This window comes from Mesorhizobium sp. RSR380A (assembly GCF_054719385.1).
This window is the reverse complement of the sequence record NZ_JBTTIB010000001.1, coordinates 4,831,321-4,842,968: the sequence shown is the minus strand read 5'-3', so window position 1 is coordinate 4,842,968 and position 11,648 is coordinate 4,831,321. Positions and strand designations below refer to the sequence as shown.

The 11,648-nt window shown below is 62.2% G+C and carries 8 protein-coding genes; 2 read left to right on the top strand and 6 right to left on the bottom strand.

All coding sequences use genetic code 11. From position 1 onward, the window contains the following. Positions 1 to 78 precede the first annotated feature (78 nt). Together ACYG9Z_RS23310 and ACYG9Z_RS23305 are read left to right on the top strand one after the other, a co-directional pair. Complete coding sequence (locus ACYG9Z_RS23310) at positions 79 to 1,131, top strand: Bug family tripartite tricarboxylate transporter substrate binding protein (RefSeq protein WP_023695518.1); 1,053 nt, start codon at positions 79 to 81, stop codon at positions 1,129 to 1,131. Further along, positions 1,131 to 3,089, top strand: coding sequence for a tripartite tricarboxylate transporter permease (locus ACYG9Z_RS23305; RefSeq protein WP_023695519.1), 1,959 nt, complete (start codon positions 1,131 to 1,133; stop codon positions 3,087 to 3,089). The genes ACYG9Z_RS23310 and ACYG9Z_RS23305 overlap by 1 nt, the downstream gene beginning before the upstream one ends. An 8-nt stretch (positions 3,090 to 3,097) precedes the next feature. Here ACYG9Z_RS23305 and ACYG9Z_RS23300 read toward each other — a convergent pair whose 3' ends face one another. The 6 genes from ACYG9Z_RS23300 to ACYG9Z_RS23275 all read right to left on the bottom strand — a co-directional run bounded on the left by ACYG9Z_RS23300 (position 3,098) and on the right by ACYG9Z_RS23275 (position 11,476). Next, entirely contained in the window at positions 3,098 to 4,039 is a 942-nt protein-coding gene (locus tag ACYG9Z_RS23300) for a class I SAM-dependent methyltransferase (RefSeq protein WP_198020726.1), read from the bottom strand. Then, on the bottom strand, positions 3,988 to 4,995 hold the full coding sequence (locus tag ACYG9Z_RS23295) for a hypothetical protein (RefSeq protein ID WP_023752560.1): 1,008 nt from the start codon (positions 4,993 to 4,995) through the stop codon (positions 3,988 to 3,990). Before ACYG9Z_RS23295 ends, ACYG9Z_RS23300 begins: the two co-directional genes overlap by 52 nt. A 263-nt stretch (positions 4,996 to 5,258) precedes the next feature. Beyond that, complete coding sequence (locus ACYG9Z_RS23290; RefSeq protein WP_023684803.1) at positions 5,259 to 5,576, bottom strand: DUF2934 domain-containing protein; 318 nt, start codon at positions 5,574 to 5,576, stop codon at positions 5,259 to 5,261. An 87-nt stretch (positions 5,577 to 5,663) separates the two neighbouring features. Beyond that, positions 5,664 to 6,263: a BA14K family protein gene (locus ACYG9Z_RS23285; protein WP_023715119.1), complete on the bottom strand. Its 600-nt coding sequence runs from the start codon at positions 6,261 to 6,263 to the stop codon at positions 5,664 to 5,666. A gap of 131 nt (positions 6,264 to 6,394) precedes the next feature. Next, positions 6,395 to 10,204: a methionine synthase gene (gene metH, locus ACYG9Z_RS23280; protein WP_023752559.1), complete on the bottom strand. Its 3,810-nt coding sequence runs from the start codon at positions 10,202 to 10,204 to the stop codon at positions 6,395 to 6,397. A gap of 150 nt (positions 10,205 to 10,354) precedes the next feature. Further along, on the bottom strand, positions 10,355 to 11,476 hold the full coding sequence (locus ACYG9Z_RS23275) for a KamA family radical SAM protein (protein WP_023752558.1): 1,122 nt from the start codon (positions 11,474 to 11,476) through the stop codon (positions 10,355 to 10,357). Positions 11,477 to 11,648: the final 172 nt, after the last annotated feature.

Below are 11,648 nucleotides of genomic sequence, written 5' to 3'. Positions count from 1 at the left end.
CGATTGCTAAGGAACAACGCTGGCGTTGCAAGGGCTTTCTAAAGTATCACCACTGGGTGAAATCTGGGGCTTGGCGAGATGAAGTTCTTTCGTGTGGCGTTGGCGGCAATCACCGCCGCGGCAATCTACCTGCCGTCCGCGGCAAGCGGCGGCGAGATCGCTTGCGCAACCACCTACGCCGGCCGGCGAATCACCCTCGTTGTCCCCAACGCTGCCGGCGGCGGCTATGATACCTATGCCCGTGCATTTGCGCCGGCCCTTGCCAGCACGACCGAGCTCAATGTCAGGGTCGTCAATATGCCTGCGGCAGGCGGATTTGCGGCGCTAAAGCGTGTAACCAATGCCCCGTCCGACGAACTGGTCCTTATGATTGAAAGCGTCTCAGACATAATTTCGCAAGGTGACATTCCGGCTGGCGTCGACAACTGGATGAATCGGCTAAATCCGATAGGACTGATTCACATCGATCCCGAAGCGTGGATTGTTCGGAACGATGTCGATTTGCAAAGCGCCAAACATCTGGTCGCGTCGGTTTCATCGCTTGAAGCCGGCATCCTGCCGATAGTGCTCACCGCGCACCTCCTCGATATCAAGGTCGACGTGGTCTCGGGCTATGAAGGCAGCGGCGCACTCATGTCCGCGCTCCTGCGTGGCGAAGGCGATATGACATCCAATTCATTGACGACAGGCTTGCGCTCGACCGCCGCAGGCGAAGCCAAAGTCGGTCTGGTTCTCACGGAGGGACCTGACCCGAACGCGCCAGGCGTGGCTTTCCTGGCGGGTGAAGGAGGGTTGGTGTGGCAGCGCAGCCAAGGCCTTTCCAAGGAGAAGCAGGAAGAACGATTGCGGTTGGCCATCGCCGTCGCGAAAGCTTCGGCGACAGCGCGGGGATTTTTTGCCCCTGCCGACATGGAGCAGAAATCGCTAGGTTGTCTTCGTGACGCCGTCTCCGCCGCGGTCAAGAGCGATGGGTTCAAGGTGGCGCTTGAAGCTCAGAAACGTCCAATCGAGCCGCGCGACGCTGACCAGACCGTCATCGTGATCAACGATATGCTCAGTGCCTTCCATGAGGCGGAAGCGTATCTGAAAAAACACCCGGAACTCGAGCGGGATGCGCGAGCAACGCGCTGATGACCGGATATTGGGCTGCCCTCGGCACTGGACTGGGCAATGTATTCTCCTGGCCGAACATACTGATCCCGGTGCTTGGCACCTTGGTTGCCATGGCTACGTCCTTTCTTCCAGGGATTGGCGGCGCCAGCCTTGCAACCCTTCTGCTGGTCGCAACCGTGCATTGGGATCCGGTATCGGTGTTGTTGCTGTTTGGCGCCCTGACCGGCGGCGCGACCTTCATGGGATCTATAACGGCTATCCTCTTCAACATACCGGGCAACGCGCCAAGCGCGGCAACCCTGCTCGACGGCCATCCGATGTCCAGGGCCGGCCTGCCTCGCACCGCGATAGCCGCCGCGGCAACGGCCTCGGCCGTCGGATCGGTTTTTGGCGTCCTCGTCCTCATAGCGCTCATGCCGATCATTCGGCCGTTCATCCTGCAATTCGGACCGTTTGAATACGTGCTGCTCGGCGTGTGGGGCCTGTCGACGATCATTGCGGTTCCAAGCGCGTCCCGTCTGAAAGCGCTGGCGATGGCGCTGCTGGGGCTTTTGGTCGGTCTTGTCGGAACTGATCCGACCTATGGCCAACCACGCTGGACGTTTGGGAGCATCGCTCTCTTCGACGGCGTCGACATGGTCGCGCTGCTGCTTGGCTTTTTCACCGTTTCTGAAATCATCTCGTGGCGAAAAAGATTGCAGCTTGAAAAAGCGGCTGGCCTGGAAAACCCGAACGACTCGATCTGGACCGGTATGCTTGCTGTCTTTCGTCATTGGGGACTAACAATGCGATCGTCGGCCATCGGCGTGTTGGTCGGCATCATTCCAGGTGTTGGAGGAACGGTCGCCAGCTTCGTTGCCTACGGGCAGGCGATCCAGACAACCCCCAGGGACCAGCGCTCAAGGTTCGGATCTGGTGACATCAGGGGCATCATTGCGCCGGAAGCGGCCGTCGATTCGAAGGACGGAGGCTCGCTTCTGCCGACCGTTGCCTTCGGCCTTCCCGGCAGCGAGGGCGGCTTGATCCTGCTGACAGTCCTGACGGTACACGGCATCGTTCCGGGCATACCGATGCTGACGACCGGCTTGCCCCTGACGTTCACGTTGATTACCGCGCTGCTGCTGTCGAACCTGCTGACGTCCGCAGTGGGATTGGCGTTGACACCATATTTTGCGCGCCTGACTGCTCTCAGGATCGACCGCATCGCGCTCCCGATCATTGTCGTCAGCTTCGTGACGATCGTGCAGCTAAACGGGCTGCTGATCGATCTGTACGTAGCCGTCGCTTTCGGGCTGGCCGGCTACATGCTGAAGCGCCTCGCCTGGCCGCAAATTCCTTTTGTCATATCATTCGTCCTGGGCGGCTTCATCGAGCGAAACCTGGCGCTCAGTGTGGAGTTGGCCCGTGTCGGCAGGCTGAACCCTCTACAACGGCCGGCGTCGTTGACGATCATGGTCATAATCGCGCTTTCCCTCGCATGGATCGTGCGCGGTGGTGTTTTGCCGCCGCGACGTGTCAAGCCAAAGCGTGCCGATGCCGCAGTCGCATGGCTGTTGACCGGTGGATGCGCTGTGATGGCAGCGATATCGCTCCAAGGGCAGCCAGGCTATTCGATCTTCGCGCAGGCCGTGGCCTGGTGTTGTCTGTTTGCGATGCTCGCGGTCGCCCTTGTGCAAACGATCTCGCTTGTTGGCCACGAGAAACAGGGAGGCGGACGGACCCATACGATCCCGGAAAGCCATCGTGTGCCGTTGATGATGATGCTCCTGTTGCCGGCCGCTGTCTGGCTGGCGGGCCTCCCGGCGGCGCTATCCCTGTTTACCCTGATATGGATTGCAGCCGGTCAGAAGCTGACCTTGAAGTCGGCGGCACTGGCATCTTGCACCTCGGTTGCGGTCGCAGTGGCGACCTGGTTTTATCTAGATCGGATAGCGGCTATCGACCTTCCCGCTTCTGCGATGTCGCACTTGTTCTAGTGGTCGGGCTACATCCTGACGGCGACGATTTCGTATCTTGGAATTGTCTGGACGCTGTCGGCAGCGGCAAGCGGGGAAACGCTTTTCCCGGTATGATGCTGCTCCGAGCCGATAATCGTCAGGTTGGATTGCTTCAGCATATCCGCAAGGTCTGAATACGTAGTGCGATCTTCATGCAGCGGTTCATCCCAGAGCGCTTCGACGGCCGTCTTCAGCTCCGCCACGGCAGCGGCAGGAAAATGCGCCGCGACGGCGGCCTTCTCGATGGTCGAAAGCCTTCGGCCGATTTCAGCGCTGCCGCGAGGCCCCCTCGGCTGGTCTTTTTCCGATAACAACCTCTGGGAGAGAAGCAGGCGTCCGCCAGGCTTGAGACTACGCGCCCAACTGTCGACCACCTGCTGGCGTGCGCTGCGGTCGAAGAAATTAAGAACGCTATGCGCGACAACTGCCTGCACCGGCGCACAGTCGCAACCGCGAATGTCGGCGCGGTGGGTCTCGAGCGCAAAACCGGCGGAGCGGGCAAACAGCCTGTTCTGTTCGACCGTCGTTTCACAGCGATCGATCAGCACAAGTTCGGGCTCGATGCCGACCGGCCTCGTTTGGCCCAGAACCATTGCCGCCAGGCCGGTGTCGGCCGCGCCCGACAGGAGAATGCGACAGCGTCCCTCCTGGGCCACGGCAGCCAGTTCACGCCCAAAGAACCCCCCGCCGGCCGGCTTGGCACCTTTCGATTCCAGCAGGCGGATCATGCTCCACGTGCGATGGTAGGGCATACACCCATGGCTCGGGTCACACAGCACCTCAGCCCAATCAAACGAAAAACGGGCAAGTTGCGTGAGTGGTTCGTCGGTGTAAATCGAGAGCCGTTGTCCTGCCGGTGGGCTTTCTCGCGGGCCGTTCATTGCGATTGCATCTTCCTTCGCCGGGCCATTCTTGTTCTCCAAAGCCATCTCACCGGCCATATCCAGCGGCCCGACTGAATGAATTGGTAAGATCCGGCTGAAGGCAGGAAGTCGATTCTCCCGGTGCCGGAACTGTCGATTGCCTCGAATGCAACTTTCAACGCCGCGATAATGTGGCCACGTCGTTCCTCACGGGCGGCTGCGCCACCTTTGAACTTCGGAAAAGTCGGATTGGGGTTGACCTCGAATATCACCAATGCGCCGTCTCGCAACGTGTAGTCCACGCGGCCGAACTGGATATGGCCCGTATTGCAGGCGCGAAGCAGGTCCTCAGCGTGCGGATTGTCCTTTACGAAGGCGAGTTCCTCGCGCACGAAATCCGGGTCGGTGCTGCTTGCCGATGACTTAACGTTCCAGTCGACGGACCTAAGTATGTGCTGGGACACAATCGCGTCCCCAATGCGGAATGCGCCATACTTTCGATAGTAGCCGTTCGAATCGCGATCGGCTTCAAAGGAGACGGCGATGCGCCGCTTCATCGGCTTGGCGTTGCCCTGGAGCACGGCGATCGCCTCTTCAAGTTGGCGTGGGTTTTCCAGAAGCTTGGTTTCCGGCCCCCAAAAGCCATCTTCCATCCGGATAAAAACAGGGTAACGGGTTGGTCGCTCATCCTGCTCCAGACGCGATACTTCGACCGGGTTGATTTCTCTAATACGAAGCCGGCGGAGCAGGGCGAACCGCTCCAGGACAGTCGCGGGATGGTTTAGAATTCGAGCATCAGGGTCGGCGCGCTTTGCGGCTTCGGCAATATCCGCCGCCGCCATCATTTCCATGCCATTCAGATACTCAAAATCAGTAAAAACCAAGGTACCCGCGGGAAAGTTCAGTCGGCGGAAGACTGACTGATAGGTTTCCATGCGCAAAAGCGGCAACAAGTGCCCTGCCGACGAAATCAGCCGCCGCATCGGCGTCTGATTCAACTCGTGCACCAACACTGTGATCATCGTTGCTCGCCACCCCGTCTCGACGTCGTATAGAGAAAGTGGCGAGAGTGTCTACAGGCACGCTGGTGCCGCGAAGTGGTTGGCACTTCGTATCGCGGCATCTGGGCTGCTTCGCCGGCATCGGCACCGTCCGCTTACGGATGTTGCTATGGCCAGCACGGATCAATTTAGGCGCAAAGCTGTCAGAAATGACGGCCTCTGTCGCGACTGCCAAAGTGATAAGTGTCAACAAGACACTCTGAAAGATCGTCCTAGCCCTCCGATCAGGACGTCGCCCGCCTCTTTCCGTCAATCCCCCGCGCCGCCTGCTCAACCGCCGCCCTGTCAGTGCCAAGCCTGTCGATCAACTCCTGCGCTTCGTCTCCGGATATGCCGGTGCGCACGGCGAGTTCCTCGACGGTCAGGACGTCGGTGCTGGCGATCTCGCGCGGCAGGGCGTCGTCGGCGGTCAGCGGCAGCGCCGCCTCGCGGTCGATCTCGGCCTCGGCCCGGTGCCAGTGATGCTCGGGGTCGCCAGTGCCTTCGCGCTCCCAGATCTGGTAGGCGCGCTGCTGTATCTTATGATGCCTGTCGTCGTTCATAGTGGTTCCTCCCCTGGGCCTTAAGGGCGATCCGAACGATCCCAGAAATCGCGCGGTCGCAATCGTTCGCGGCGCCCTTCGCGCTGGCTACTCGCATTGCCGTCTCGGCCCGCCGGAATATGGCTGGTAGCTGTTGTCTTCCGGACGATACGAGCGATAGCGGCTGAAGCAGGATTCGACATGGTCGCCGCTGGTGGCCGCGTAGGCGCCCGCGCCCACGACATAGCTTGCTTCCGTGGCACGCGCCTCAGGGGCTCGCGGCGCGGCGCGCTCGGCGCCGAGATAGGGCGAGACGCAGGTGCGCTGCTGTCCGCTATAGGACCTGTAGCTGTTGTCATCAGGGTTGTAGGAGCGGTAGCGGCTGACGCACCAGGCGAGATGCGGCGGCGGCAGCTCGACCGGCGCGATAGCGCCGGTGACGGCGGGATCGGGCTGCTGCTTGTCCTGCTCCGGTTCCATGACGGCGATGTCCGCAGGCGCGGGCTGCTCGGCCGGCAGACGTTCAAAGTCCTGCGCCCCCTTGTTGACCGGAAGCGCTTTCCGGGTCCACAGCTCCGCCACGCTGACGGTGGGTCTTGCCTCGCGCGGGGGCTTGGCGGCAAGCAGCCAAGTGGCAAAGGCCAGCCCGCTGCTGAACACCGCCAGGGTCAGCACGAAGCCGCCGACCAATCCGAGAACGGCTTTCATTCGACACTCCTTCTGTCCCTGCTGATAGAATGCGGGACATCAGCGCTTGTTCCAGAGATGTGAGCGCGACGGACTAAGGTCTGACCGACCTTGCGCGTCCGGATTCGTCGAGCCGGCCAGAGCGCCGCCGCCTACTCCGCCGCCTCCGCATAATCCACCGGGATATAGTTGAGGATTGGGCCGAGCCAGCGCTCGACTTCGGCGAGCGGCATGTCCTTGCGGCGCGCATAATCCTCGACCTGGTCGCGCTCGACCTTGGCGACGCCGAAATGATAGCTTTCGGGATGGGCGAGATAGATGCCGGACACAGACGAGCCCGGCCACATCGCATAGCTCTCGGTCAGGCTGACGCCGGCATTGCGCTCGCCGTCGAGCAGCCGGAACAAGGTCGCCTTCTCGGTATGATCGGGCTGCGCGGGATAGCCGGGCGCCGGGCGGATGCCGCGATAAGGCTCGCCGACCAGTTCGTCGGGCGCCAGCGTCTCGTCTGATGCATAGCCCCAGAATTCCTTGCGCACCTTCTCGTGCATGCGCTCGGCGAACGCTTCGCCGAAACGATCGGCCAGCGCCTTGACCATGATCGAGGAATAATCGTCATTGGCGCGCTCGAAGCGCTCTGATATCGCCACCTCCTCGATCCCCGCGGTGACGATGAAGCCGCCGATATAATCCGGCTTGCCTATGTCCTGAGGCGCGACGAAATCCGACAGCGCGACATTAGCCTTGCCGTCGCGCTTGGGCAGTTGCTGGCGCAGCGTGAAGAAGGTTGCCAGTTCCTGCGAGCGTGCCTCATCCGTGAACAACCTGATGTCGTCGCCGACGGTGTTCGCCGGCCAGAAGCCGATGACGGCGCGCGGCGCGAACCATTTTTCCGCGATGATCTTTTTCAGCATCGCCTGCGCATCCTCGAACAGTTGGCGCGCCGCCGGTCCCTGCTTCTCGTCATCGAGGATCTTGGGATAGCGCCCCTTCAGCTCCCAGGTCTGGAAGAACGGCGTCCAGTCGATGTAGCGCGAGAGCTCAGTCAGGTCCCAGTTCTCGAACACTTTCACGCCGGTGAAGGACGGCTTCGGCGGTTCATAGGCGGACCAGTCCACCTTGTGCGCATTGGCCCTGGCCATTGCCAGCGGCAGCCGCTGCTTGTCGGCCTCGGAGCGGGCATGCGCGTCGGCGACCTTTTTGTACTCGGCCCGCACTCTGTCGACGTAGGCGCCCTTGGTCTCGTTCGACAGCAAGGACGAGACGACGCCGACCGCCCTGCTGGCGTCGTTGACATAGACCGTCTGTCCCTTGGAATAGCGCGGGTGGATCTTCACCGCTGTGTGCACGCGGCTGGTCGTGGCGCCGCCGATCAGCAGCGGAATGTCAAACCCTTCACGCTCCATCTCGGCGGCCATGTGCACCATCTCGTCCAGCGACGGGGTGATCAGGCCGGACAGGCCGATGATGTCGACATTTTGCTCACGCGCCGTCTGCAGGATCTTTGCCGCCGGCACCATGACGCCGAGATCGATGATCTCGTAATTGTTGCAGGCCAGAACGACGCCGACGATGTTCTTGCCGATGTCGTGGACATCGCCCTTTACAGTCGCCATCAGGATTTTGCCGGCCGTCTGGCGCTCGCCATTGTCGATGCCATTGGCGGCGTTGGCCAGTTTTTCGGCCTCCATGTGCGGCAGCAATCCGGCCACCGCCTGTTTCATCACGCGCGCCGACTTCACCACTTGCGGCAGAAACATCTTTCCAGCGCCGAACAGATCGCCGACGACATTCATGCCGGCCATCAGCGGGCCTTCGATGACATGCAGAGGCCGCTCGGCCGCAAGCCGCGCCTCTTCGGTGTCGGCGTCGATGAATTCGGTGATGCCGTTGACCAGCGCATGGGAAATCCGCTGCTCGACTGTCCAGTCGCGCCAGGCGAGATCGCGCTCCCTGGCTTCCTTGCCGGCCGTGCCCTTGAAACGCTCGGCGATCTCCAGCATGCGTTCGGTGGCGGTGCCGCCGGCCCCGGGCGCGCGGTTGAGCACGACGTCCTCGCACGCTTCGCGCAGCTCCGGCTCGATCGTGTCGTAGACGCCCAGCTGGCCGGCATTGACGATGCCCATATCCATGCCGCGCTGGATGGCATGGTAGAGGAACACGGCGTGCATCGCCTCGCGCACCGGCTCGTTGCCGCGGAAGGAGAAAGACAGGTTCGAGACGCCCCCCGAGATATGCACATGCGGCAGCGTGGCGATGATCTCGCCGGTGGCCTCGATGAAGTCGACGCCGTAATTGTCGTGCTCCTCGATGCCGGTGGCGACCGCGAAGACGTTGGGGTCGAAGACGATGTCTTCGGGCGGGAAACCGGCCTGTTCGGTGAGCAGCTTGTAGGCGCGGGTGCAGATCTCGACTTTGCGCGCCTTGGTGTCGGCCTGGCCGGCCTCGTCGAAGGCCATGACGACCACCGCCGCGCCGTAGGCGCGCACCAGCTTCGCATGATGCAGAAAGGCTTCCTCGCCTTCCTTCATCGAGATGGAGTTGACCAGTGGCTTGCCCTGCACGCATTTCAGCCCGGCCTCGATGATCTCCCATTTCGAGGAGTCGACCATCACCGGAACACGGGCGATGTCGGGTTCGGCGGCGATCAAATTGAGGTACTCGACCATCGCCTTTTTCGAATCGATCAGGCCTTCATCCATGTTGATGTCGATGATCTGTGCGCCATTGGCGACCTGGTCGCGCGCCACGTCGAGCGCGGGGACATAATCGCCCGCCGTGATCAGTTTTCGGAACTTGGCCGAGCCGGTGACATTGGTGCGCTCGCCGACATTGACGAAGGGGATCTCGTCGGCCAGCGTGAACGGCTCCAACCCCGACAGGCGCATCTTGCGCTCGATCTCGGGAATGGCGCGCGGCGGATACTTCTTGACAGCCCCGGCGATGGCGCGGATGTGGTCCGGCGTCGAGCCACAGCAGCCGCCGACGACGTTGACGAGCCCTTCCCGCGCAAAATCCTCGATCTGCGCGGCCATGAAGTCCGGGCTCTCGTCATAGCGGCCGAATTCATTGGGCAGGCCGGCATTCGGATAGGCGCAGACGAAGGTGTCGGCGGCGCCTGAAATTTCGGCCAGATGCGCGCGCATCGCATTGGCGCCGAGCGCGCAGTTGAGGCCGATGGTGAACGGGCTGGCATGGCGCACCGAATGCCAGAAGGCGGTCGGCGTCTGGCCCGACAGCGTGCGGCCGGAGAGATCGGTGATGGTGCCCGAAATCATCACCGGCAGGCGCACGCCCTTTTCGAGGAAAATCTCGTTGCAGGCAAAGATCGCCGCCTTGGCGTTCAGCGTGTCGAAGATGGTCTCGATGAGAATGATGTCGGCGCCACCGTCGACCAGGCCGCGCAGCTGCTCGCCATAGGCCAGGCGCAATTCATCGAAGGTCACCGCGCGGTAGCCGGGATTGTTGACGTCGGGGGACATCGAGGCGGTGCGGTTGGTCGGCCCGAGCGCGCCGGCGACGAAGCGCCGCTTGCCGTCTTCCTGCTGTGCCCTCGCCGCTGCCCGACGCACCAGTCGCGCGCCGTCCCGGTTCAGCGCGTAGACGGCATCCTCCATGCCGTAATCGGCCTGGGCGATCGAGGTCGAGGAGAAGGTGTTGGTCTCGAGGATATCAGCGCCAGCGATGGCGTATTGATAATGGATCCCCTCGATCGCCTTCGGCTGCGTCAGGATCAAGAGGTCATTGTTGCCTTGCTGGTGGCAGGCGCAGCCGGCGAATGCCTCGCCGCGAAAATGCTCCTCGTCGAAACCGAGACCCTGAATCTGCGTGCCCATGGCGCCGTCGAGGATGAGGATGCGCTCGCGTGCCGCCGCGGTGAGCGCCGCAAGCACTTCCGAACCGTCGGGCTTGGCCGCGACGGGGCCGAACAAAACGTCCAGCGATGCAGAATTCTGCGACATTTTTTATCCTTGAGGCGACAACCATCACATAAGGATATCTTTATGTCAACATACGGAATGCAGGCGAACGCGTCGTGGCGAGAGTTTGGTGCGATGGTCATCCCGATCGACAATGTGACGGCGGCGGTCATTGTCGCCGCTGCGCCGTGCCTACACCACCACGTCCCGATATACCCTCACCTCGCCATCCTGGCCGCGGATGCGCCAGTCCTGCCCTTCCCGTCCCTCGACATGGAATGGCCCGAGCGGCACCTTGCCGCCGCCTTCCGGCAGGTCCAGCACATAGACCGGATTGCAGATGCCCGACAGGCGGGCGCGCAGCGCGCCGGCCAGCGCCTGTCCCTGCGCAATCGTGGTGCGCCTGTGCGCCATGCCGCGCGCGAGGTCGCCATGATGCAGGTAATAGGGTTTGACGCCCAGCCGGTACATCAGTTCGCGGCAGAGTTCCTCCAGCACTTCGACCGTATCGTTGACGCCCTTGAGCAGGACGGTCTGGTTGAGCAGCACGAAGCCTGCCTCGCGCATGGCGCGGCAGGCCAATTCGGTGGCCGGCGTGATCTCCCGCGCATGGTTGAAATGGGTGACGATTGTGACCATCAGCCGGCCCTGCAACGCGCCAACCAGCCCCGGCGTGATGCGCGCGGGCAGTACGACAGGCACGCGCGTGTGGATACGCAGCAGCCTGACATGCGCGATCGCCTCGATGCGGGCGCGGATTTCAGCCAGCGCCTTGTCGGGCAGCGAAAGCGGATCGCCGCCCGTCAGGATCACTTCGCGGATTTCGGTATGGCCTTCGATATAGGCAAAAGCCTCTTCGAGCGCTTCTCGCGTATAGCCGCGGCCGATCGAGGTCAGGGATTCCTTGCGGAAGCAGAAACGGCAATAGACCGCGCATTGGTAGGTCGCAAACAACAGCACGCGGTCGGCGTGGCGGTGCGTCAGTCGCGGCACCGGACTGAAGGCATGGTCGGCGATCGGATCGTCGAGCTCGCCTTCCGTTTCCGTCAGCTCATCCGGCGATGGAATGACCTGGGCGCGGATCGGATCGGCGGGATCGTTCCAGTCGATCAGGTCGAGATAGGTTTTGGGGGCACGCACCTTGTGGCGTACGGCCGCCTCCTGCGCCGCCGCGTGCTCGGCGGGTGACAGCGGCAGCGAGGCGAGATCGCGGACGTGGCGCACACCGGCGCGGATGTCGTCCTGCCACGCGGTGTCGGCGTCGCGTCCTTCGTCGGCTGTGGCCGCGTCATCGAAAGTTGAGTTTGGGATCATTGGGGCCTCGGGGCAATTCTGGCGGTGCTATCGGCCGGATGGATGGTTCGGTCAACAGCAGTGGCTCGGCGCGGATTGTCGCTGCGCTGCGGTCCTTCGCATCCCCCGACTATCGCCGTAATCGACCAGCGCAGCAATTTCAGGCAATCTGACCGATAAGGCGCTCCAAGGG